A 23,848-nucleotide genomic window follows, 5' to 3' on the forward strand; every position below is an offset into this window, starting at 1 on the left:
CGGGCTATGACCCACATCACCCCAGCTCCACCCGCCGCACTCGGAGGATCACCATGACCGTCACCACCAGGCGAGCCAAGCGCGACCGCGCCCACTGGCTGTACCTCGCCGTCATCGCCGCGGTCGCCGCGGGCATCCTCGTCGGCTGGCTCGCCCCCGGCACCGCACAGGCATTGGCCCCCTTGGGCACGATGTTCGTCGATCTGATCAAGATGATGATCACGCCGGTGATCTTCTGCACCATCGTGCTCGGCATCGGCTCGGTACGGGCGGCCGCGACCGTCGGCAAGGTCGGCGGACTGGCGCTGGGGTACTTCCTGGTGATGTCGACGGTCGCCCTCGGCATCGGGTTGGTCGTCGGTAATCTGCTCGACCCGGGCTCGGGATTGGATCTGTCCGAAACAGCGGGCTCGGGCGCGCAATACGCCGATCAGGCGCACAGTGCGGGCGGCACTTGGGATTTCATCCACGGCATCATCCCGACATCGCTGCTGTCGGCGCTGACAGCGGGCAATGTGTTGCAGACGCTGTTCGTCGCCCTGCTGGTCGGATTCGCCGTCCAGGCGATGGGATCGACCGGTGAACCGATCCTGCGCGGCATCGCACTCATCCAGAAGCTCGTGTTCCGCATCCTGTCGATGATTCTGTGGTTGGCCCCCATCGGTGCGTTCGGCGCGATCGCGAACGTGGTCGGCAAAACCGGATTGTCGGCGGTCGCCCAACTGGCAACCCTGATGATCGCCTTCTACCTGACCTGCGTGGTCTTCGTCTTCGGCATCCTCGGCCTGCTACTGCGACTGGTCGCACGGGTGTCGGTACTCAAACTGTGCCGCTACCTGGCACGCGAATATCTGCTCATCGTCGCCACCTCATCCTCGGAATCGGCCCTGCCGCGGCTGATCGCGAAAATGGAACACATCGGCGTCGACCGCGCCACCGTCGGCGTCGTCGTCCCCACCGGATACTCGTTCAACCTCGACGGCACCGCCATCTACCTCACCATGGCCTCCATCTTCATCGCCGACGCCATGGGCCAACCCCTCACCCTCACCGAGCAACTCGGCCTGCTCCTGTTCATGATCATCGCCTCCAAAGGCGCAGCAGGCGTCACCGGCGCAGGCCTGGCCACCCTCGCCGGAGGCCTGCAAAGCCACCGCCCCGAACTCCTCGACGGCGTAGGCCTCATCGTCGGCATCGACCGCTTCATGTCCGAAGCCCGCGCCCTGACCAACTTCTCCGGAAACGCGGTCGCGACGCTGCTCATCGGCACATGGACGGGGACTTCGGATCCCGCGCGGGTGCGAGCGGTGCTCGATCGCGAGATTCCGTTCGATGAGGAGGGGATGGGGAACGAGCATGGGGGTGTGCGGGCTGCTGAGGAGGAGCGGAAGAAGTTGGTTCGGGCATAGAAGGCCGAAGCTTTTCTGTACCAACAAGACACAACTTGGCTGTCGCCGGTGGCACGCACCACTCGCCACCGGCGATCGCTCGGGTCCGAGCCACCGACTAGCTGAGTCGGATAGCTCTGCCCAGCAGGGAGCACGGGCCGACTGATCGTCCGTCAGCAATCTTCACGAGATCATCCCCGCCTGCGCGGGGAGCACGGCCTGATCCTCGCCGGTCAGACCGTCGAGTCCGGATCATCCCCGCAGGCGCGGGGAGAACGGGCGGTACACCAGCGAGAAGCGCCGGTAGTACGGATCATCCCCGCAGGCGCGGGGAGCACGGGGATTTCACATGCCGCGCATCACGTATCCGCGGATCATCCCCGCAGGCGCGGGGAGCACTGGCCTTGGAGCGCCTCGCGATCGTCGACGAACGGATCATCCCCGCAGGCGCGGGGAGCACGGATGGCATTCTCGTCGACGTCGTAGACACTGAGGATCATCCCCGCAGGCGCGGGGAGCACCCGCCGGGTAGATGCTGAAGTTGCGCGCCTTTGGGATCATCCCCGCAGGCGCGGGGAGCACAGGGCGCGATTGCCGAGTACGAATACCGGTACTGGATCATCCCCGCAGGCGCGGGGAGCACAGCTGGAATTCATCACCTGGTTTGTTACCCGTCGGATCATCCCCGCAGGCGCGGGGAGCACTCCACCGCCACCGGGCCCGCGGCAATTCTCGGGGGATCATCCCCGCAGGCGCGGGGAGCACCTCGGCAGACACCACATCCAGCGGGGGCGGCGGGGATCATCCCCGCAGGCGCGGGGAGCACGGCGGCGATGGCCGTGCGCTCGCCCTCGGCCTGGGATCATCCCCGCAGGCGCGGGGAGCACGGTCCGGGGCGGCCCTCGGGCAGCTGGACAAAGGGATCATCCCCGCAGGCGCGGGGAGCACACTTCTTGACCAGGCAGTCTACCGATCAGTAACCGGATTCCCATTCACTTTCGTTTGCGACCGATGGCGGTAGAACGCGCATCAGTGTGGCGGTTACGTTGGGGATGCTCGCTCCAGTGCCAGGATGGGGCGGACAGAGACCCGAAATACGGCGGCGGCCAGAGCCCGGGCGACGGGCCTGTTGCGGTGGTGGGTATATCGGGGACTCCTGGCCTGGGGGGATTCACGGACGAAAACGCATGGTGCACCCATGCGGTCGAATCGACTGTGACGACTGTTACATCACGATTTTCGGCGCAGCCATATCCAGGGCGTCCGGCGGGCGGTGTCGTGCCCGAGATCAACGGTCAGCGCCAGATACTGGGGCAACAGGACCGTCGGACGAACTCAAGGTTTTCACCGCAGATACAGCAGTGGGCAGGCCCCTCCGACCGCCCTATGCGCAATCGGAGTGTCCACATCCTCCGATCCATGACATAGTGGATGGCGAGATTGTGCTCATCGCAGTGATTTGCACGGCTCACCGACAAGAAATGAAGTAATACAAAACATGGCTCAAGGCACTGTCAAGTGGTTCAACGGCGAAAAGGGCTTCGGCTTCATCGCCCAAGACGGAGGCGGCCCTGACGTCTTCGTGCACTACTCCGCCATCGGCGGCTCAGGTTTCAAGTCCCTCGACGAGGGTCAGCGCGTAGAGTTCGAGGTCGGCCAGGGCCAGAAGGGCCCGCAGGCTCAGGACGTCCGCGCCATCTGATCAAGCGCGACTTGTAGAAAGGCTCCGCACCTCCCCGGTGCGGAGCCTTTCTCGTTCCGCCAGCACCACCCGCGCCGCGGTGCCGAACACTGTCGATGGGGCAAACGATTGCGCCCCAGGACTATTCGCCCGCACTCGGGTCATGAGGTGCTGACGACGCCTCTACCCGGCTCGGTCGAAGGTGAGTTCGACCTGGATGGGGTGATGTGCACCGACGTAGGCCATTGCCGGGTGCGGCGCACTGGCGTTCAGGAAAGTCTCGGTTTCCTCCGGTCGAAGGCACCACCGGTTGCCGGGTTCGATGTTATCGGCTCATCCCCACATGCGTGGGGAGCACGCACGATCTTGCGCGGTGCGCTGGGTGCTGCGCGGCTCATCCCCCCGTGCGTGGGGAGCACCTTCCTGCTGGAGGCGACGATGTCCACCATCACGGCTCATCCCCACGTGCGTGGGGAACACGTTTTGGCGGCTTCTTCGGCTTCGTTGTGCGCCGGCTCATCCCCACGTGCGTGGGGAACACTCTTGACCTGCGCATTTCTCGACGACACGCCCGAGAATTCATCAGTGCCGATTTCGCTCAACTACTTCGGCCGGAACTTCCGGCGGGCCGAGCGGCGACGCCAGACTGTGTCGGATTGGTGTTCGGCACTGTTCTGTGTCCGATCGGCGGGAGCGTGGGGGCGGCTGGCGGGGACGTAATCGGGCACGGTTCGGCGGCGCATGAGCACCACACCGTCGTGGTCGACGGGGTCCCAGTCGTGGCCGTGGACCTTGAAGGCGAGGCGTTGTTCGTTGCGGGCGGCGTAGACCATGAGTGCACGGCCTTCGGCGACGAACTCGACTATCCGTTCCCACATGAGTTCCCGGACGCGGACGGAGACGAGGCCGACGAACACGCCTGGACTGATTTCGAGCAGCCAGCGCGTCAGATGCCCGCGCAGGCCGGGTGGCACGGCGGTCAGCACGATGATGGTCAAAACTCGTCTCCGTATCCGACACCGCCCGACACCTGCCCTTCGCGTTCGTCCCACAAAGAGATCACGTCGAATTCGAGTTCGTCGAAATCAACTGTGTTGTATCCGGTTTCATCGCGAAGCAATCGCTGCACGTCCCGCGCGCACCGGGCGAGGAGTTTGCCGTCGTATACGGCATCCCGCACCGCCCGACGCGCAGCCGCGCCGATGTCGTCGGCCTCTTCGGCGGCCAGATCGAATGCGATCGGGATCGTCAGCTCCGCCTTGTACAGGTCTGCGATGTCATAGACGAACGAACGGTGATGTCCGGTGTGCACGAACCCGAGCGCGGGCGTGCAGCCGAGTGCGACGATCACCGAATGCACGATGCCGTACAGGGATGAGTTCGCGGCCGAGAGCGCTTGGTTCACCGGCTCCCCGGATTCCCAGTCATCGATATCGTATTGCCGACGTTTCCACTCGACCCCGGTTCGCTCCGAGTGCTCGCGGTACAGATTGCGTACTCGTGCGCCTTCCCGGCCACGCAATTGCTGCATGGTCAGCCCGGAGACGACGTCGCCGGGAAAGCGCATCCCGTACATCGCCCGAGCGACGCGTAGCCGCGCCCGTGGATCGGTCACCGCCGCCGCCTGCGCCTCGAGCAGACGAGACGATCGCGCCAGGCTCACACCATGCGCGTAGTACCGAACTCCACGCTCGCCGACCCACACGACGGTCGAGCCGCTGTCGGACATGAGCACGATCGCCTGATGGGTGATCGTCGTTCCCGGACCGAGCAGCAACACCCCGACCGACGCGGCCGGAACGTGGACGGTGCCGCGCTCGTCGGTCGCTGTGATCGCGTTGCTGTCCCGGTTGACCACACACCGTTCGAGATAGAGAAACGAGATGCGGTCCGAAATGCGAACCAGCTCTTTCGATTCAGTGGTCCGCCGACCGATGGTGCTCATGGCGATGGAGCGGCCTGCCGAGCCAACGTGAGCAGTCCGCACCCGTACGATTTGGCCCGGCCGACCCCGTGGGTGAGCGTGTGCTGCGCGGCAGCGGTGTCGATGATCTCGAGCACTCCCTCGTAGGTCGCGGTAGAGATGGTCACCTGGCTTCCGCCGCGCTGAAAACGGCGCACGCCCCTGTCGATGATGCGCAGTTCCAGCTCGCCGTCCTGGGCATTCGGGGCAACTCTCGGCAGTACGCGAAACCCACACCGTTCAGCACGCGACAGCAACCACTGTTCCTGTTGTGCGACGGTCACGTGACCCATCGGCTTGGTCTCCGCCCACCCCTCGCGGCGGCCGGAGCGCACCGGGTTGGCGGTCAATCGGAACTGCCAGCGCTGCCCGGTACGCAGCCCTTCGAGCAGGCGATCGTAGGGGAGGGTGTCCCAGGTTTCGGTGGTCGGCCAGCCCGCCTGTTCGGTGATGTGTGTGAAATCGGGCTTCTCTGGGCTCGCCACGTAGAGGAACACCCGATGGGTTGCGTAGGTATCGACTCGCCACAGAATGCGGCCCTCCTCGGTGGGCCCCGCATCGGCGAATCCGGCACACACCGCCGCGTGCATCGCCTGGGGCGAGGAGAGCAGCAGGCGCGCGCCGCGTCGGCGCGGATTGATCTGCATCCTGGTCAGAAACATCTCACGCTCCCAGCGCAGACATCGGGTCGTGCTCGCCGTCGGTATCGGCTCGCCCGTCGGGGTTCTCGACCACGGCCGGTGCACGGACGACGCTGCGCCACGAATACGCGCGCCGATTCGGATCGAAACTCACGGGCAGGTCACGCACTGTCTCGACACCTGCCTCACCCGGCTTCGGATCACGAACCGTCTCCAGCGTCACCTTTGCCTGCGTGGCCCGACGCCGCCACCGCTTCCCTGCCTGCCAGGGCAGCGCCGCGAGGGCGCTTTCGAGGTCCCTATCGAACACGCCGAGCGCGATGGGCCCTGCCGGAGGACACGACCGGCGCCCGAGGTACAGCGGGAACTCAGGGTTTCGGACGGCCGCATCGATCGCGGTCACCACTTCCTGCGGCCCCTCCAACACCGCCAGAAACACCGCGTCCGCAAGGTAGTACCGGTAGGACAGCGGTAGCGAAGTCCAGGTCAGCGAACCATCCGCGGCACGCTTCGGACGCTGCTCCGTCTGGAAATCTCGTACCAGCTGACCGGGCTGATCGATGCGGACACCCAACCGTAGATCCAGCAGCTCCTTGTCCAGCGGGTCGGTGCGGTGCAGTCCCTTCGCCGCGGCGACCATACCGATGATCCCGCTCTTACTCGGAACTGTGCCGGTGTCGCGCCGAACGAATCTGCTGCTCACCCCCCACGATTGCAGTGGCCCCGCCAACCGGAATGCGACGACGCTCACGAGCCGTCACCGAGTCGATCACGGACCGTCTCCCCCACCTCGGTGACGAGTTCCGCGAACGGCACATCGGCGCCCAGTTCACGAAGCAGTTCGGTATCTGATCCGACGCGGGTCACCCAGCCGTGCGCCGGGGTCTCACCATAGGCACGTTCGATTTCCTTGGCCTCTTCCAACAGCACGTCGACCGCGCGCTTGACTCTTCCGACGGTGTTCGACTCCCGCACCGGCGATTCGAATGCGCCGACGAGATTGATCGGCTGAGAATCCCGAACGAGGACGATGACCGCTTCGGGCAGAGTGCGGTTGGCGAAGGTGTTCTGTTTGCCGGTCGGCATCGAACGGACGAAACTGCTGATGAACGCTTCCACGGCTCGCCGCGTGGCCTCGGCGTCACCGAGGTTGTCTTGCAGCCGGTCGACGTCGATCGTCGCGTAGCGGTACAGCGTGGCCGAGTTGAATTCGACGGTCCCGATCATTCCGGCACCGGTCTCGTCGTCACCGATGGCGTCGTCCACCGCGGTGAAGTAGTCGAATTCGGTTTCTACCGGATGAACGCTGATGGCATGTGCCACCTGCACCGCCGCGTCGACATTCAGATCCACCTGGTCGGCGACCATTCGGCCGAACAGCGCGACGTCCACCGAATGCGCCCGATTGGCCAAGTCTTTCACCTTGGCTTCACGCAATGCCGCCGCGATGTCGTCCGCACCCGCCGCAGCGATGGCCGCTTCCGCCAGAGCGGTGATCTGGTTCCGGCTGAGGAACACCAGATAGCCTGCCTCCTCGGTCAGGTCCTTCTTCGGCGGCTTCACCTTGATGCCAACAGCATCCATGACCTTTATCGCCAGATCGTTGGCCGATTCGCTCAGCTCGGAGGCGCGACTCGCGATCTCACCGGCGAGGACCTCCACCACGCGACGCGTGCGGACCCCGAGTTCGGAGCGGTCCAGTACATCATCGAACGCCACCCGGGTCGCCCGCTTCCATGCCTGACTCGACACACGTGCCCGGCGGACACCGCCGTAGACGGCGGTCTTGGGACTACCGGTGTCATCGCGGTTGAGGTTGCTCGGCGGGACGGTTTGCAGGATATGGATGTCGATCAGGGTTCGGGTCATGATCATCTCCGCTTCGGGGTCGTGTGGTCAGTCGATGTCGTCGGCGTTGGATTCGGTTGTCCGCTCTTGCCGGTGAAAAGCTCGCCCCCAGGCGAGGCGAACGCTCTGTGCCCGAGCGGGACGGAGCAGGCCATCGATATCGTCGGCGAACATCGCGTAGTCGAAACCGATTCGCGCCGAACGCATCTGCTTGATCAAACCGCGGACATGCACGAGGAGTTCGTCGATTGATTCGGCGGTCGCGGTCGCCATGAATCGAGCGACGACAGCCTCCTTGCTGCGACTGTCGTGATCGGCCAATTGCCGCACCGCACGACCGAATGTCACTGTCGGCACGTGCATCGGTTCCGTCCGCGACTGCTGATGGGCGGCGTACAGCGTCAGCGCCGCGTGGGCCGCCTGCTCCGATGTCGTCAGGTCCTCGTCGAAATACCGGGAGGGTTCCCGCTCGATCATCGCGTCCGAGGCCGCACCGATGGTCAGCTCCCAGATTTCGGGAACGCTCCCGGCCGGTTTACCGAGTCCACGACGAAGCTTCGCCAATTCCGCTCGGGCCGTTGAGGATTGGTGTAGATAGTTACGTTGCAGCTGACTCAGCCGCGGGCTCAACGCTTTCCCCAGCGGTCCCAGGCGCCTACCGGTCGCCTCGGTTCGGGTGTCCGATCTCGTAGTGCTCACGCCGATACCTCCTTCGAAGATTCTTCTACGGTGTCGGTCGACCGCTCGAACGACAGCGGCAGTGCCTTGAACAGCGCACCGCTGGCCCACGCGTCGGCCAGCGGGACGTTCACGTGCCGCCCCCGCACATCCCTGCCCCGCCACGCGCTGGGCGGCGCGGCGGCAAGAAGTTCGTCGATGATCGGACGAATCGCCTTCCGCGCGATCCGCTGCCACGCGCTGCGGACCTCGTCCAGATCGGATTCCGGACCGAGTGCCGCCAGCCATGCCCTGTAGGGTGCGTCGAGCACCGCGTACACGCGCTCTCGGGCGCGGTCACCCGCCCCGGAATCCGGTCCCGCCCCGCCCGCTTGGACAAGATCCTCAGCGAGAGCCCAGACGATCCGGGCGCATTCTTCAGCATCGGCAACCGCATTGATCGCTGTTTGTCCGGCCGCGGGATGGTCGGTGCGCAGCAGCACGACTTTCACCGGCAGCGCATCGTCGATGATCTCCGCGAACGTGGCGCTCTGCGAGCCGTATTCCGCGCCGACTACGCGAATGTGTGCTTGATAGCTATCCGGCAGAACACCGTCCGAGCACAGATCGGCGATCCATTGGAGTACGGCGGGTGCTCGCCGTTCCGGGGGACGGCGCGATTTGCTCTGCCACTTCCAGGCTCCGGCGGGAAGCATCGCCGCCAGCCCGCGCCAGACCGTGCGTTCCGGATCGTGGGTCAGCGGCATGTAGACGGTCGTCTTCAGCTTCTTCGTCTGCGGTTCGCTGTACCGCCAGCAGGTGTGCGGGTCGAGACCATGACGGTTCTGCGGCTGGATCTTGTCGCCATTGGCGAGCACGACTCCGGTGACACCCGTGCGGTCGCCGATCAGCCGGACCCGCCTGGTCTGCCAGGTGTAGAGGTCGATCGCGCCGCGAGGCCCGCGTTCGACCCACTGTGCGGTGTCGGGCTCCCGCTCCCAGGGCGGGAAGTCTTCGTCGCCGCCCAGGGTGACGTACATGTTGTCTTCATTGCCGATGAGGTTCAGCAGCAACGTTTCACGCAGATTCGCACCGTGTGGAAGCACTCCACCGATTTGGCCGGACCATCCGGTGCCGATCGGGTAGCCCTTCCCCTTCTTCACCGTCGGATCACCCACTGCGCCCGATTTGATGCCGGACGGGTCGAAGGCGTGCGCGTGCACCAGCCAGCGCGCGGCCTCCGATGCGTCGATGCGACGCAGGTTGTTCATCGAGCGGGTGGCGAACAGCGGCTCACCGTTGGGCACATCGGCGACGATCTTCTCCAAGCTCGAGACCTCTCCTTTCGAGGTCCGCAGATCGGCCACCTGGAAGAACGGACGCGCGGGGTCGAACAGATCGAACCGCGGCCGCACCCGGTCGGCGTAGTCCCGAATCCGATCCATCGGTAGCGAGCCCGCGACCCACAGTTGCTTCCAGTCACCGCTATGAGCTGGCCCTTCGAGTGCACGGTGCAGGACGGCGAGAAGCAACCGGGTAATGGCGAAAGCCTGCGTAGGAACCTCGCCACTGATGGTGTTCAATTTTGGCGACTGCTCGAAGACCTCCAGGATGGACAATTCGCGCTCGCAGCCGTCTGTGCCGAGCACGGCGATCCAGGGATCGTCCAGAAGGTTGTATCCGTTGTGCGTCATCACTCCCCCGATCCGGTTTTCGCGGTGCATGGGTGTTCATCGGCATCCGGATTCGAGTCCAGTCCGCGGTGCCGCGTATAACGGATCGGTCGGTCACCGATCATGCCGTTGCCCGCTCGGTCCACGACCAGCACCGGCAGCTGATAGATCGGCGAGAACTCCCATTCCTCCGGGGTCGCCGCCCACAGCGCCTGCTCCGCGTCCGCGTTGCTGAACTCGAGCGGTAGCCGTAACGCGCAGGAGGCGATGATCTGTGCGAGGCCGTCGGATGGCGCGGCGTCCCGCGGCACCCGACGTCCACCGTCACCGTCCGACAGCCAGGACGGCGTGAACCATTCGCCCTGGTACTCCTCTATCAACGCCACCTCCAAACTCGGTGCGCCGTCGCGAACCTGGCCCTGGCCCTGGGATTCGTCGTCGGTGTCGCCGACATTCGCCGAGAGCCAGCCGATGATCGTGCGGCCCGGCCGCGCCGGTGGGCGGATCTGATGCACGTCGGCCTTTTCGGCGCGCCGCTGCGCCTTCTCCGACCAACGTTGCCGGGACTCATCAATGGTCGGCTGCCAATCGTTGGGGCCGACCGGGCTGTTGCCGTACGCCCGCTGGACGAGCGGTGCGATCGCGTCGGGCAGCGTCACCGACGCTCCGAGGTGAGGTAGCAGCACTGCGGCGGATCGCAGCAGTTCATACTCCCCGTAGATGTGTCGCGCGGCTGCCTTCTCCAGTTTCGGTGCGCCATCACCGAATTCGACCCCGGCGATCACCACTCGCGCCGACCGCACCTTGGGTTTGCGCTCGGACTGGTCGGTGCCGCGTTCATGACGGTGTAGGCGGCCCATACGTTGCAAGATGAGATCGATCGGAGCCAGATCGGTGATCAGGAGATCGAAGTCCACGTCGAGCGACTGTTCGACAACCTGCGAAGCCACCACGATGTGTTTGTCCGGGCGGGTGGTAGCCCGTGCAGGCGCGCCGAATCGGTCGAGCAGCCCGAGATCGTTGCGTGCACGGTCCGCCGCGGTGAACCGCGCGTGGGCGACGGTCACCGCCCCGGGAAACTCCGCTTCCAGTGCTGCCGCGGTCTCGAGCACCCTGCGCACGGTGTTGCGAACCACCACCGCACAGCCGCCCTCGGACAGAGCATCGCGCAACAGCGAGGTCAGCTCGGGCAGATCGTTGTCCACGGCCCCGCCCAGCGCTTCGACCCGAACGTTGATCGATCGCCCTGATGGTTCCACCACGCGCGCGTGGACCGTATCGGGTTCGGTCCACGAGACGATCGGATAGCCGACGGTACTGAGCACCACACGGTCGGCGTCACGATCGACCCCGCGCCGATACGCGTCCATCAGCGCCTGCCGACGATCGGCGGGCAGCGTGGCCGACAACGCGACGACGGGGACACCGTATGCGCCCAGCCACGTCAAGACCTTCGTCAGGTACGAGTTCATGTACGCGTCGTAGGCGTGGACTTCGTCGATCACCACGACTTTGCCCGCGAGCGCAAGATGCCGAAGCATCAGATGCCGGGCCTTCAAACCCGCGAACAGCAGTTGATCGATGGTGCCGATCGAGAAGTTCGCCAGCTGGCCCTTCTTCCGGCCGACCATCCATGAGTGAGCGATCACCGAATTCGGTGCCCGACGGCGACCACGCGCGCCTTCGACTTTCTCATCGTCACAACCGATTTCAGCCGAACCGAATCTGCCAGCACGGACAAAGCCTTGGAAGACCCGGTTGAATCGCGCCTTACCGTGCCCGAGCGTGATCGCACCTCCGACCTGCTGCCCACCGGCGCCCAATGCGTCGAGCCAATCGACGACCCGGCCGAACATGGCGTCGCTGGTGGCTTGGGTCGGGAGCGCGATCATCAATCCGCCTGCGCCCCAACGATCGGCGAGGATTTCGGCAGCGGCCAACGCAGCTTCCGTCTTCCCCTCACCCATCGGCGCTTCGATGACCAGCAAACCCGGCTCGGGCATCCGCCGGGCGATCTCGCAGGCCGCTATCTGAACCGGTCGCGGTGCCGCACCGTCCGGGAGGGTGAACCGGGAGCGCAGCAATATGTCGACGTCATCAGGAATATCGTTCGGTGACCAGGGAACCGGCAGGGCGAGCCGATCCAGAGCGACCGCCGCCCGGCGATCCTCACGTACAGCTTCGGGCAAGGGACCGGTCAGGTAGGGCAGTAGATCCTGATTGCTGGCAATCCAGTCGGCCATGATGACAATCCCCGTCACGATGACCTGGAACCGAATCGACAACGCGTGGTCCCGCCACTGATCCAGATACTCGAGGACACCGGTCTGCTCCGCCACGCGGTCGGCAAGTTCCCGCTGAACCTGCACCCACTGCCCCTCACCGAACAGCTTCGGGTAGCTGGCAGGCAGCGCCGGAACATCCTGTTCAGGTGGAACGCCGTGATGTCCGCCGAGAACGACACCCCAGGCCAGAGCGTTCTTACGTCCCCACCCATGCTGGGACAACCATCTGATCAGCAGATGATGCCCCGCCACCGTGTGATGCGCTTCGGCTCGTTCGGGCAATTCATACCGGGTGTTCGGCATGTACAGACCATGTTCACGCATCCGCTGTGCGAGACCACCATGCTGAATTGCAAAGGCAGGAATAGCTTTTCCCAGGTCGTGTACACCCGCCAGGAAGCACACGGCGCACCGGGCAGCCGCGCGATCCCCACCGAACTCCGCAGCCAGCATCCCCACGACACTCGGCGCCAGCCACCGATCGAACAAGCCCCCGGCAATCATCGCCGAGTCATCCATGTGCTGCCACAACGGCAGCCAAGCGCCCTCCTCATCGGGGGACTTGGCCCACACAGATCGAGCAGACGAACTCAGTGCCATCGATGCTCCTCGAGCGTCATGCGAGTCGCCAGAGCGCGAACGCTGTGAGTGCCGCCAGATTGTCGAGTGAAGAAATATCCTGTGCCGGAAGGACCCTCAGCACGGTACCCCATGGAAGCTGAATTTAAACCCCAAACTTTAGGTTTTTCCTACCGCCTCTCGGCGCACACCCAGATCAAGCCGCGCCGACCTACCGCGCCCCGAAGACGTGATCACCGCACTGGTCAGCGACCGTGTCGACCGCCGGGCCCACAGCCTGTCACGCTCCTCACACCACCAACTGCCGAAGCTTGCACGCAGTGGATGTCGCTACGACAACGAACGCACTCACCGCCGATGTGACGCCGCCAACGATCGCCACCCAGACGGGCCCGACGGGCGAAATCAGGGCCCATGCACAAAGCCCAGAACTGATTCCCGCCACAACACCGGCCGACATAGCGAACATCGAGATAGCCAAGGCGCGCACACTGACCGAGGGGCCAGGAACAGCACCTGCCTTCGGACATCGATCGTTTGGCATCGCGCTCCTGTTCCGTTCCGGCGCAGCAAGTTGCATGGTTTTATCATCCTTAGCCGCACAGAGCAAGTAGGGCAATCGTCGATCGCCTGCGCAGTCCCTAACGCAGATACAGTTTACCTTCAACTGATTCAACGCCAACCAAGGCAGTCATGTCTATGTCCTGCCCCACAGAGCGGGGCAGGACATAGATCATCCACGTACCATCCCCGCAAACGCGGGGAGCATCTTTATCCGTACCGCAGGTACAGCGGCTCATCCCCGCCCACGCGGGGAGCACTTACGACGAACGCTGGCTTGCCTCCCATTGAAGACCATCCCCGCCCACGCGGGGAGCACACTATCGCATCGATCGCGGCACCTCGACGGCCGGACCATCCCGCCTACGCGGGGAGCACGTCATCGACACCTTGGGCGGGCTTCCGGTGGACGGATCATCCCCGCGTACGCGGGGAGCACATGATCTTCGGCGAGAGGAAGTCCATCTGCCGCGGCTCATCCCCGTACACACGGGGAACACGTCCTGGCCAAGTGCGCGGCCAACGACCCCTGGGGCTCATCCCCGCACGCACGAGGGGAACACAGCTTGTAGTTCCGCAGGCCGGGCACGATCGTCGGCTCATCCCCGCACGCGCGGGGAACACGCTCCCAGTTGGCGGGAGCGCGCAATGCCGGGCGGCTCATCCCCGCACGCGCGGGGAACACACTTCCTGACCAGGCACTCTACCCACGTAGTAACCGATTCTCATTCACTTCCGAAGCGACCCGGCAGCCCCTGCTGACGACCGGCCGCGCAGATCAAACAGTGGCGATCGCCGTCAAACGGATACTCCCCCTGACGTTTCCGCCACCCAGCGCCTCCAACTCCAACACCACAGCCGCAGCCACGATTTCGACGCCCGCTTGGACGAAGAGATCAGCTGCGGCCGAGAGGGTGCCGCCGGTAGCGAGGAAGTCGTCGAGGAGCAGGACTCGTGGCCGACCAAGGAGATGCCGTCGGCAATGGCCCCGAACCAGCGGTGCGGGGCCATTCTCATTTAGACCGCTGAACCCGGGGCTCTACGACCTTCTCCGGCTCATCCCCACGTGCGCGGGAGCACACGTCCATACCGGCCAGATCCGCCAGGTAGCCGGGTCATTCCCCGCGGGCGCGGGGAGCGTGAAATCTGCGCCGGTGTTCAACGGCCATCGTGCGCCTAGAGATCACTCGGCCCGGGTGACCTTGGAACTGAGCCGCGCCGACTGCTGTCGGGGCTGACGGTGCGTTCGAGTGGTGGTGTCTACGCCGGTCGAGAGGTGGGAGGTGATGTGAAGGTCCGAACCAGGTCTGTGGTCCATCGCTCCGGGATCTCCCAGGGGATGAAATGGCCCCCGACGGGGTGGGCGGTGATGTTGATGTGGTTGTACCAAGGAGCTCGGTCGCTGGATAGGAAGGATTCGATGCGTTCTTCCGAGGTGTTGATTCCGGGTGGGTTTTCGTAGTCGACGAAGGTGATGCCGGTTGGTGCCTCTACGACAGGGGTTCGGTTGTGTGAGGGGGTCCAGGGGTACCGGTTGTTGTTGGCGTAGGTGCGGATCGAGCTGGTGATGGCGTTGCCGGTCCAGTAGATCGTCGCGTGGGTGAGTAGGTCGTCGCGGGTGAAGACGGTGTAGATGTCTCCGCCGTTGTCGGACCATTTCATCCATCGTTCGAGGATCCAGGCCAGCATGCCGGCAGGGGAGTCGGCCAATCCGTAGCCGAGGGTGCTCGGCGCGAGGACGTGGGCGGCGAGATGTACGGCGAATCGTCGCTCGATTTCGATCAGGCGCTGCCGCAGGTCATCCGGTAGGTCGGGTGGAATGGGTCGGCCGCCGGAGAAGTCCCAGGCGCGGTCGCCGGTGAAGAAGTCGAGTTTCAGGGCTGACCCGATGTGGATGCCGTACAACTCGTCGGCATACTTGTGGCCGAGTTGCCCGGTGACGAGGGCGCCGACGTCGCAACCTGCTGCGGCGTAGCGGGTATGGCCGAGAGTCTCGGTCATCAGTTCGTGCCAGACGTCCGCGATCTTCCAGAAGTTCATGTCCGGCCGGGTGGGCGTCGAATAGCCGAAGCCCGGCAGTGACGGGGCGATCACTTCGAAAGCGTCCGTGGGGTCTCCGCCGAACGCAGCCGGATCTGCCAGCCGGTCAATGACTTTCGACCAGTGCCAGAAGGTCCAGGGCCACCCATGACTGAGGATCAGCGGTGTCGGATCGGGTCCGACGCCCGGCTTGCGCATGAAGTGGACGCGAGTACCAGACACATCGACGAGGTAGTGCTCGTAGGCGTTCATCGCTCGTTCGGCGGCTCGCCAGTCGTACCCCTCGGCCCAGTACTCCACCAGCTCCTGGAGGAGCGCCCTCGGGACACCGTAGCTTCCGTCGTCGTTTCCGCTGTCATCCGGCCAGATCGTGGCACGCAGCCGCGATCGCAGGTCTTCGAGCACTCGATCCTCGATGGCGATCGGTGTCTGCGGCAGTACGTTCCCGCCGGTGCTCACGGTTCGCTCCCTTCAACGTTGTTGTCTTGCTCGTCGGAGAGCTGAACGATCCGATCGAGGACCCCCGCGATGCCCAACAGCCGCGTGCGGTCAGCAGGCGGGAGCCGATCGATGAGACTGCGCAGCCGCTCCACACGGTCGGCATGACGTCGGGATACCAGCGCCCGGCCCTCGGCCGTGAGAGACAACATCGAGGCCCGCCTGTCACACGGGTCGGGCGTGCGTTCGATGAGGCCGTCCCGCTCCAGCTTCGCCACCGCCGAGGTGAGCGCTGGTTGCTTGATCTGCTCCGTCTTCACCAGGTCGCTCAGCCGACACGTCCCCACCCTCGACAGAGTGTGCAGCACCGAAAGCGCGGAGAAGTTCAACCGCCCCGAGGACGGAAGACGGATGAACAATGAGTTGAAATTCTCGATCGACAGAGTTAGCCGCTCTATGGAATTGGCTGCATCCATCCGGGGACTATATCAATATTCGATGCAAGATGACGGACCGAAGGCCACAGGTAGGGCTACTGAAGTTCTAGTAGGGTCTTTCCCCGCACACGCCCAAGGCACTCGCGACATCGAGTCGCGCCACAGGCTGGAGCGAGACCAGCCCCGTGTACACGGGGAGCACGACGACGCGTTCGGCGCCATCGTCCGCGACTACGGCTCATCCCCGCATGCGCGGGGAGCACAGGCTATCGCGCTTGCGTTCGACAACGCGGTGCGGCTCATCCCCGCATGCGCGGGGAGCACCAACTCCAGCGCCCAGGCGACAGCAGCCAGCCAGGCTCATCCCCGCATGCGCGGGGAGCACATGAGGCATCACTTCATGCACCTGGGTGTCCTCGGCTCATCCCCGCATGCGCGGGGAGCACCCGAGAGCACGCAACTGCCGCCACGCCTCCAGCGGCTCATCCCCGCATGCGCGGGGAGCACACTTCCTGACCAGGCACTCTACCCACGAGTAACCCGATTCTCATTCACTTTCGAAGCACCCGGCAACCCCGCTGACGACCGACCGCACGGATCAAACAGTGACGATCGCCGTCAAGGGCTACTCCCACTGGCCCTTCCGGCCCCGCGAGACCCAAGTGGCTCACTGGATCAGGTCGGTGTGTGAATGGTACGGAACCTTCGAGCAGACGTAGAGTTGCAGCTGGTTGCCTCTGGAAACCTGAACCTTGGGAGGGTTCGCCACGCTGGCGTGACCGAGCGCGGCGATGGCTCGATCCTCGTGTGGGGCCCAGCTACTGGCGGTGCTGGCGTCCCATTCGTTCGAGGCGATCGTCAACAGGGGGCTCATCGCGGCGCCACAGTCGACACAGAACCGGGCGATGGGATCGGTGAGACCCCACCGGGGCCAGCCACCGACCTTCCAGCCGGGAGCGATGGACAACTCGTTGATGTAGAACTCCTCCCAGGCCATCGCATAGGAATCGTCCACCACGGCGCCAGCCGCCTGCCATGTGCTCCGGTCCGCCAGCTGCTGTCGCAGTTGCTCGCTCAATTCCAAAAAGTCGGGGTACTCGGTGATCTGCTCCGGCGCGAGCACACACGGCTCCGGCATATAGCCATATTCGACCTCGGACGGCGCGGGCGGCGTGGCGAGGACGTGGGTGACCTCAGCGGCGGTTCGCCAGAACAGCTCGGTCGGAGGCTTGTACTCCGGCGGATGCTCGAAGGGACACCACAGCACCTGGAGCAGGTCAGCTCGTCCGGGCGGTCGCAGCAACGGCACATCGCGCACATACAGCTGAGCCACCGGCAGCAGAGGAGAGACCGGGCCCTCGTGCCATTTGTCGCAGTACGGCCAGGGGTGTTCCGCAGGCCACAGCAGCGGACCTCCGACCGAACTGTCGTGCGGCGACGGAGAACCGGGGCGGGGATGTAACCGCAGCGCCGGGCGTGCCAGCGAGCCAAGTGCAGGAAGGGCCGTGGCGACGTCGAGCGGCCGCGGCGGGGTGGTACGGATGACGCTCATAGCGGCGATTCTGTCAGGACTCGTCTCCCAATGATTTCACCATCGGCGATGGGGCATCAGCCAACCGCCCCTGGACAAGCTCAGCGCAACTTTTCTCGTCCCTGGACCCCACACGCCTACCCCTGGTCTCGAGATTTGCGACCAGGTGCCATCAAGGTTCACGATCAGAATCAGCTATCCCCAGTGATGCCCCGAACGCCGCCAGAGATCCGAATAGGCGGGGGTGGAAACACTACTGCTGCACCAGCATCACAGCTCATCCCCGCCCGCGCGGGGAGCACTAAGCGTAGGGGTCGCGGGGCCGATCGTAGATCGGCTCATCCCCGCATGCGCGGGGAGCACATCTGCTCGACCAGGCGATGCGCGCACGCCGACGGCTCATCCCCGCATACGCGGGGAGCACGGGTGCGAGAGGCCTGGAATCTGATCGACCGACGGCTCATCCCCGCATGCGCGGGGAGCACGCCCGCCAACTCGACGACCTCGAAGGCTACAACGGCTCATCCCCGCATGCGCGGGGAGCACGCAGCGTGAGTATCGGCTGTATCGGTACGCGGAGGCTCATCCCCGCATGCGCGGGGAGCACGCACTGCTGAGCCCGCGAACTCGCGGCGCTGAAGGCTCATCCCCGCATGCGCGGGGAGCACACTTCCCGACCAGGCACTCTACCCACGAGTAACCCGATTCTCATTCACTTTCGAAGCAACCCGCCAACCCGCTGACGACCGACCGCACGGATCAAACAGTGACGATCGCCGTCAACGGGTACTCCCCCTGGCGCTTCCGCCCGCCCAGCGCCTCCAACTCCAACACCACTGCCGCGGCGACGATTTCGGCGCCTGCTTGGGCGAAGAGGTCGGCGGCGGCGGAGAGGGTGCCGCCGGTGGCGAGGACGTCGTCCAGGAGGAGGACTCGGCGGCCGATGAGGGAGATGCCGTCGGCGGGGATTTCGAGGGCGGCTTTGCCGTATTCGAGGTCGTATTCGCGGGTGACGACGGGGGGTGGGAGTTTGCCTGCTTTGCGGACGGCGAGGACGCCGGTGCCGAGGGTGGCGGCTACGCCTGCGCCGAGGAGGAAACCGCGGGCGTCCACGGCGGCGACGAGGTCGGCGTCGGGGGCGCTGGCGGCCAGGCAGTCGATGACGGTGCGGAAGCCTTCGGGGTCGGCGAAGACGGGGGTGAGGTCGGCGAAGCGGACGCCGGGTTCGGGGAAGTCTTCGCGCCAGCGGGTCAGCTGGTGGACGACCGCTGCGGCCTTACTTGTCCGCTCGGCGACTGCGTCGTCGGATTCGATCGCCGCGTGCTTGCTCATCGACACCTCTCCATAGTCACATCACCCACACACCTTGTCACCGCTTCAGTACCCACCGGTCCATGTTCCAACCGGTACCCGCCTGGGTGGGGGCCGCGATGCCGTTCTGCAAACCGCTGCCGAAGGCGATGGTGCGCGGCGTGGCGAACAACGGAATGCTCGGCATCTGCGCCCACAGCAGGTTCTCGGCCTCGGTGAGCAGATTCAGCCGTGCGGTCGAGTTGTCGTCGGCCGCAAGCTGATCGGTGATCGCATCGTAACGGCCGTTACCGAATCGCCCGAAATTCAGCCCGCTACCGGTCCGCAACGCGCTGGTCGCGGCCACGCCGTCCATCGAACCGGCGGGGCCGGGGACGCTCGCGGTACCGGCCAGCACGGCATCTACCGCGCCCGCGGCGAGCTGTGCGGGACGGAAATCGGGTGCGCCCGCGTCGACGACGGTGATACCTGCGGGTTTGCAGGATTCGGCGATTTTCGCGATGGTTCGGGCACGGCGATCGTCGGGGGCCTGATAGCCGACCCGGATGGTCAATTCCGGTACGCCCGCTGCCGCGAGGGCCGCTTTCGATCCGGTGATGTCGGCGTTGCGGAAGGATTCCGCGGCTCCGGTGACGGCCGGATAGTAGAGCGAATCCTGTTGGACGGTACGGGAGTTCAGCGGACCGGAACCGAGACCGGATTCGGGGGCCTCCGGTACCTTGCCGATCTCGTCGAACAGGGCCTGGCGCGGTATGCACAGGGCGAAGGCGCGTCGGGCTTCGACGGAGGAGAGCACACCGCCGGTGGACAGCACCAATTGCTCGGCGCCGCGTCCCGGCAGCTGCTGGACGGAGAAACCACCGAGATCGAGGTCGCCGACCGAGCCGGTGCCGATATCGACGACGCTCACAGCGCCCTCACTCACCTTGGCCGCGAGGTCGGTCGTCTTGGGCCATACCACCACCCGGCCGGTTTCGGGCTTATTGCCCCACCAGCGTTCGTTGGCCACCAGAACCAGGCCCTCGTCCTCGGTGAACGATTCGATCCGGTACGGCCCCGACGACGGGAACCGGCTCACATCCAGCTCACCCGGCGCCAGCGCCCAACCGCTGTTCCAGAAATCGGCCAGCCGCTGAATGGCGTTCGGATCACCGGACTGCATCACCGACACCACATTCGGCACATCGGCCGCACGCGCGGCGATATGGGCGGGCATCAGCTCACCGGCGGTGAACAGATTCCGCCATTCGAGATAGCGCCGGTCGGGCCGGAACACGACCGTGGCGTCCTTGGAACCGGGCAGGCATTCCACCCGCTCGATGTCCTCGTAACCGGCCGTGCTCGCGGCGTCGAACAGCGGCAGCGGGCCACCGTCGCCGGGGCGGGTGAACCGGCCGCTGCGCGCGGCCCAGGCCAGGATCAGGTCATCGCACGAGGTGGGTACGCCATCGGAGTACACACCGTCGGGATTGAGCCGGTACTGGATGGTCTGGGACTCCCCCGGCACCTCCTTGGCCGTGCCCACATCGGTGTCGGCGATCTGTTGACCATCGGGGCCGGTGTAGAAGAAGCCGGTCAGGACCCGCCCGAACACCGCGGTGGCGCCGGTGCTCGCGCCGGGCGTGCTGCCGCCGTTGTAGCTGGCGACGGCCGCGTCGACGGCGAACCCGATGGACGGAACCTGACTCTCACTCGAACATCCGGCCGCAAGTCCGGCCACCACCGCCGCGGCGGCCGCGGTCGCGAGCAGACGATACGCGAAACCTCGCGGCTGTCGCATGAACCGAACCCCCTGTCGTCAGTGGCTCTTACGGTGTCGTTTTCCGCTCGGGCGGGCGCCGGGGCGCGGGCCGGTGTCGCGGGTGCGGCGCGGTGGAGCGGAGGCCTCGCGACCGGCAGCTGTGCCCGCGCGACGCTCGCCCGCGGCGGCGGCCTTGGCTCCTGCCGCGCCGGACCGCTTGGCCAGCACCTTCTTGGTGTGCGCGGCCACCGGGCCCCAACGTTCCTTGATCGACACCAGCACCGGCACGGCGAAGAAGATCGACGAGTACGCGCCGACGATCATGCCGACCAGCTGCACCAGCGCCAGATCCTTCAGCGTGCCGACGCCGAGCAGCCAGACCGCGATGACCAGCATGCCGATGATCGGCAGGATGCCGATCACGGTGGTGTTGATCGAACGCATGAGGGTCTGGTTGGCGGCGAGGTTCGCCTGTTCGGCGTAGGTGCGTCTGGTCAGATGCAGGACGCCGCGGGTGTTCTCCTCCACTTTGTCGAACACCACGACGTTGTCGTAGAGCACGAAGCCGAGGATGGTCAGCAGGCCGATCACCGCGGCCGGGGTGACCTCGAATCCGACCAGCGAATAGATACCCGCGGTGACGACCAGGTTGAAGAACAGCGAGGCGATCGCCGCGATCGACATATCCCGTTCGAAGCGGATCGCGATATAGATCATCGTCAACACGACGAAGACCAGCAGCGCGATCACCGCCTGTCTGGTGATCTGACTGCCCCAGGTCTCGCTGATCTCGGCGATGCTGATCGCGTTGCGCGTCACCTCGCCCTCGGCGTTCTTCGGCTGGAACTCGTCGAACAGGGCGGTCTGCAATGCGGCGGTCTGCTCGAGGTCGAGGGTCTCGGAACGGACCTGGATGGTCGCGGAATCACCGGAACCGACCTTCTGCACCGTGACCGGCTCATGGCCGAGTGTCTCGGTGTAGACGTCCTCGACCTGCTGGGTCGTCGCGGTATCGGTCGCGGGCAGCTGGATGCGCGAACCACCGGCGAAATCGATGCCGAGGGTGAACCCGCGCACGGCGATGCTCAGGATCGACAGCAGCAGGAAGGTCGCGCTCAGCATGTAGAAGAACCGGCGGCGGCCGACGATCTCGAAACCACCGGTACCGGTGTAGAGACGTTCGAAGAAGCCGTGCTGCGGCGCCCGCGAACGGTTGGGGGCGTCCGGCTCCAGGGTCGGGCTCGAAGTGCTCATCGTGCGGTCTCCTTCACCAGCGCCGGTCCGCCCGCGCCGCGTTCCCTGGCTATCTGTTGCATCACACCGAGACCGTTCACCGACGGCTTCGCCCAGAACGGCGAGCGCGCGGCCAGCATCATCAGCGGTGCGGTGACCAGGTAGAGCACGATCACGTCGAGCACGGTGGTGAGGCCGAGGGTGAAGGCGAAGCCCTTGACCTGCCCGGCGGCCAGGATGTAGAGCACGACGGCGGCGATCAGGCTGACCGTCTTACCCGAGAGGTTGGTGCGCTGGGCACGGGCCCAACCGCGTGGCACCGCCGAACGGAAACTGCGGCCCTCCCGCATCTCGTCCTTGATGCGTTCGAAGAACACCACGAACGAGTCGGCGGTCATACCGATACCGATGATCAGACCCGCGATACCGGCCAGGTCGAGGGTGAACCCGATCCAGCGGCCGAGCAGCACGATCAGACCGTAGACGGCGACACCGGCCGCGACCAGCGACAGCCCGGCCAGGAAACCGAGCATCCGGTAATAGAGCAGGCAGTACAGCAGCACCACGATCATGCCGATCGCACCGGCGATCAGACCCGCGCGCAGCGAGGACAGGCCGAGCGTCGCGGAGACGGTTTCGGCCTCCGAGGTCTGGAACGACAGCGGCAGCGAGCCGTACTTCAGGGTGTTGGCCAGTTCCTTGGCGCTCGAGGCGGTGAAGTTGCCCGAGATCTGGGTGCTGCCACCGGTCTGCGGGCCCTGCTGCACGACCGGTGCGCTGACCACCTGCGAGTCGAGCACGAACGCGACCCGTCCGCGGCTGGCGTCCATCTGCTTCTGGGCGTACTCACCGGTGAGGTCGGCCCAGGCGTCGCTACCACTGGACTTGAACTCGAGGGTCACCTCGTGGCGAGCCTGCTGCTGGTTCAGACCGGAGGTGGCGTCCTTGATCTCCTGGCCGTCGATTCGGCTCGGCGCGAGCAGGAACACCTCGGTGCCCTCGGTCGAGCAGGTGACCAGCGGTTTGGCCGGATCGTCATTACCGGCCAGCGGGTCGGGCTTGGTGCAATCCATGGCCGCCATCGCGGCCTGCAATGTGGCCGGATCCTCGCTCTGCCTGGTGTTCTTCGCGTTCGCGATTTCCTGCTGCGCCTGTTCCTGCGGCGTGAGATCGGCGTCGTCGGCCGGTGGCGGCGCGGGTTCGGTCGGCGCCTGCGCCGGGAACACCCGGTTCTGCGGGGCCGGAGCCTGACCGGTCGGCGCGACACCGTCGGGCGTGGGCACCTGACCCGGGACCCCACCGGGTACCTGTCCCGGCGTACCGGGCACCGGCGGCTGGGTGCCCGTGCCCGGCTGCGGGGCCTGGGCGCCGTTCGTGGCGGGCGCGGACTGTACGACCGGCCGGATGTAAAGCTTGGCGGTGGTGGCCAGCGAACGCGCCTGCTGACTGTCGTCACCGGGCACGGTGATCACCAGATTGTCGCCATCGATGACGACCTCGGATCCCGAGACACCGAGACCGTTGACACGGTTCTCGATGATGCCCTGGGCCTGCTTCAGGCTGTCCTGGCTCGGTTTGCTGCCGTCGGGGGTGCGAGCGGTCAGCGTGACCCGGGTGCCACCCTGTAGGTCGATGCCGAGCTTCGGTGTCGGGGATTTGTCACCGGTGAAGAACACCAGCGCGTAGATCACGGCCAGCAGCGCGGCGTAGACACCGAGCAATCTGAACGGATGCGCCGATCCCTGGGAAGGTGGCACAGTTGGTCATCTCCTAGGCGGAAGTCGAGGTGGAACAGGCGGGCACACGCCGATGACGCCGGGTGCCGTGCGGTGGTCCGCAGG

General features: G+C 65.5%; 18 protein-coding genes and 3 CRISPR repeat arrays. Of the genes, 2 read left to right on the plus strand and 16 right to left on the minus strand.

The window, feature by feature from the left end; translation table 11 throughout:
* The first annotated feature begins 53 nt into the window (after positions 1-53).
* Together QH168_RS25110 and QH168_RS25115 are read left to right on the plus strand one after the other, a co-directional pair.
* Positions 54-1,409, plus strand: coding sequence for a cation:dicarboxylate symporter family transporter (locus tag QH168_RS25110; RefSeq protein WP_280468195.1), 1,356 nt, complete (start codon positions 54-56; stop codon positions 1,407-1,409).
* 167 nt (positions 1,410-1,576) lie between these two features.
* A CRISPR array of direct repeats spans positions 1,577-2,337; the repeat unit is 28 nt; unit sequence GGATCATCCCCGCAGGCGCGGGGAGCAC.
* A 549-nt stretch (positions 2,338-2,886) separates the two neighbouring features.
* Positions 2,887-3,090, plus strand: coding sequence for a cold-shock protein (locus QH168_RS25115; protein WP_280468196.1), 204 nt, complete (start codon positions 2,887-2,889; stop codon positions 3,088-3,090).
* 581 nt (positions 3,091-3,671) lie between these two features.
* On the opposite strand, the gene cas2e is transcribed toward QH168_RS25115, so the two are convergent.
* The 16 genes from cas2e to secD all read right to left on the minus strand — a co-directional run bounded on the left by cas2e (position 3,672) and on the right by secD (position 23,764).
* Positions 3,672-4,067, minus strand: coding sequence for a type I-E CRISPR-associated endoribonuclease Cas2e (cas2e, locus tag QH168_RS25120; protein ID WP_280468198.1), 396 nt, complete (start codon positions 4,065-4,067; stop codon positions 3,672-3,674).
* On the minus strand, positions 4,064-5,014 hold the full coding sequence (gene cas1e, locus QH168_RS25125) for a type I-E CRISPR-associated endonuclease Cas1e (RefSeq protein WP_280468199.1): 951 nt from the start codon (positions 5,012-5,014) through the stop codon (positions 4,064-4,066). Before cas1e ends, cas2e begins: the two co-directional genes overlap by 4 nt.
* Positions 5,011-5,694 carry a type I-E CRISPR-associated protein Cas6/Cse3/CasE gene (gene cas6e, locus QH168_RS25130; RefSeq protein WP_280468201.1) on the minus strand — a complete coding sequence of 228 codons (684 nt, stop codon included), beginning with the start codon at positions 5,692-5,694 and terminating at the stop codon, positions 5,011-5,013. The genes cas1e and cas6e overlap by 4 nt, the downstream gene beginning before the upstream one ends.
* A gap of 1 nt (position 5,695) precedes the next feature.
* A complete protein-coding gene (gene cas5e / locus QH168_RS25135) occupies positions 5,696-6,424 on the minus strand; it encodes a type I-E CRISPR-associated protein Cas5/CasD (RefSeq protein ID WP_280468203.1) in 729 nt (242 codons plus the stop codon).
* Positions 6,421-7,542 (minus strand): type I-E CRISPR-associated protein Cas7/Cse4/CasC, encoded by a 1,122-nt coding sequence (cas7e, locus tag QH168_RS25140; protein WP_280468204.1) that lies wholly within the window; start codon positions 7,540-7,542, stop codon positions 6,421-6,423. Before cas7e ends, cas5e begins: the two co-directional genes overlap by 4 nt.
* A 27-nt stretch (positions 7,543-7,569) precedes the next feature.
* Positions 7,570-8,220 (minus strand): type I-E CRISPR-associated protein Cse2/CasB, encoded by a 651-nt coding sequence (gene casB, locus QH168_RS25145; protein WP_280468206.1) that lies wholly within the window; start codon positions 8,218-8,220, stop codon positions 7,570-7,572.
* On the minus strand, positions 8,217-9,872 hold the full coding sequence (gene casA / locus QH168_RS25150) for a type I-E CRISPR-associated protein Cse1/CasA (protein WP_280468207.1): 1,656 nt from the start codon (positions 9,870-9,872) through the stop codon (positions 8,217-8,219). Before casA ends, casB begins: the two co-directional genes overlap by 4 nt.
* Entirely contained in the window at positions 9,872-12,736 is a 2,865-nt protein-coding gene (gene cas3, locus QH168_RS25155; RefSeq protein WP_280468209.1) for a CRISPR-associated helicase Cas3', read from the minus strand. Before cas3 ends, casA begins: the two co-directional genes overlap by 1 nt.
* A 1,318-nt stretch (positions 12,737-14,054) precedes the next feature.
* Positions 14,055-14,273: a phosphoribosyltransferase family protein gene (locus tag QH168_RS25160; protein WP_432421167.1), complete on the minus strand. Its 219-nt coding sequence runs from the start codon at positions 14,271-14,273 to the stop codon at positions 14,055-14,057.
* A gap of 263 nt (positions 14,274-14,536) precedes the next feature.
* On the minus strand, positions 14,537-15,775 hold the full coding sequence (locus QH168_RS25165; protein ID WP_280468211.1) for an epoxide hydrolase family protein: 1,239 nt from the start codon (positions 15,773-15,775) through the stop codon (positions 14,537-14,539).
* Positions 15,772-16,230 (minus strand): MarR family winged helix-turn-helix transcriptional regulator, encoded by a 459-nt coding sequence (locus QH168_RS25170; RefSeq protein ID WP_280468213.1) that lies wholly within the window; start codon positions 16,228-16,230, stop codon positions 15,772-15,774. Before QH168_RS25170 ends, QH168_RS25165 begins: the two co-directional genes overlap by 4 nt.
* 196 nt (positions 16,231-16,426) lie before the next feature.
* Positions 16,427-16,698: a CRISPR direct-repeat array (repeat unit 28 nt; unit sequence GGCTCATCCCCGCATGCGCGGGGAGCAC).
* Positions 16,699-16,858: 160 nt separating this feature from the next.
* Positions 16,859-17,743, minus strand: coding sequence for a hypothetical protein (locus QH168_RS25175; protein WP_280468215.1), 885 nt, complete (start codon positions 17,741-17,743; stop codon positions 16,859-16,861).
* A gap of 252 nt (positions 17,744-17,995) precedes the next feature.
* Positions 17,996-18,390: a CRISPR direct-repeat array (repeat unit 29 nt; unit sequence AGGCTCATCCCCGCATGCGCGGGGAGCAC).
* A 91-nt stretch (positions 18,391-18,481) separates the two neighbouring features.
* A complete protein-coding gene (locus QH168_RS25180) occupies positions 18,482-19,054 on the minus strand; it encodes an adenine phosphoribosyltransferase (protein ID WP_280468216.1) in 573 nt (190 codons plus the stop codon).
* 37 nt (positions 19,055-19,091) lie between these two features.
* A complete protein-coding gene (locus tag QH168_RS25185; RefSeq protein WP_280468217.1) occupies positions 19,092-20,813 on the minus strand; it encodes an ABC transporter substrate-binding protein in 1,722 nt (573 codons plus the stop codon).
* Between the two features lie 18 nt (positions 20,814-20,831).
* The gene (gene secF / locus QH168_RS25190; RefSeq protein WP_280468219.1) at positions 20,832-22,028 is read right to left on the minus strand and encodes a protein translocase subunit SecF; all 1,197 of its coding nucleotides are present in this window, start codon (positions 22,026-22,028) and stop codon (positions 20,832-20,834) included.
* Complete coding sequence (secD, locus tag QH168_RS25195; RefSeq protein ID WP_280468221.1) at positions 22,025-23,764, minus strand: protein translocase subunit SecD; 1,740 nt, start codon at positions 23,762-23,764, stop codon at positions 22,025-22,027. The genes secF and secD overlap by 4 nt, the downstream gene beginning before the upstream one ends.
* Positions 23,765-23,848: the final 84 nt, after the last annotated feature.

The sequence above is a fragment of the Nocardia cyriacigeorgica genome, from assembly GCF_029868385.1.
GTDB lineage: Bacteria > Actinomycetota > Actinomycetes > Mycobacteriales > Mycobacteriaceae > Nocardia > Nocardia cyriacigeorgica_F.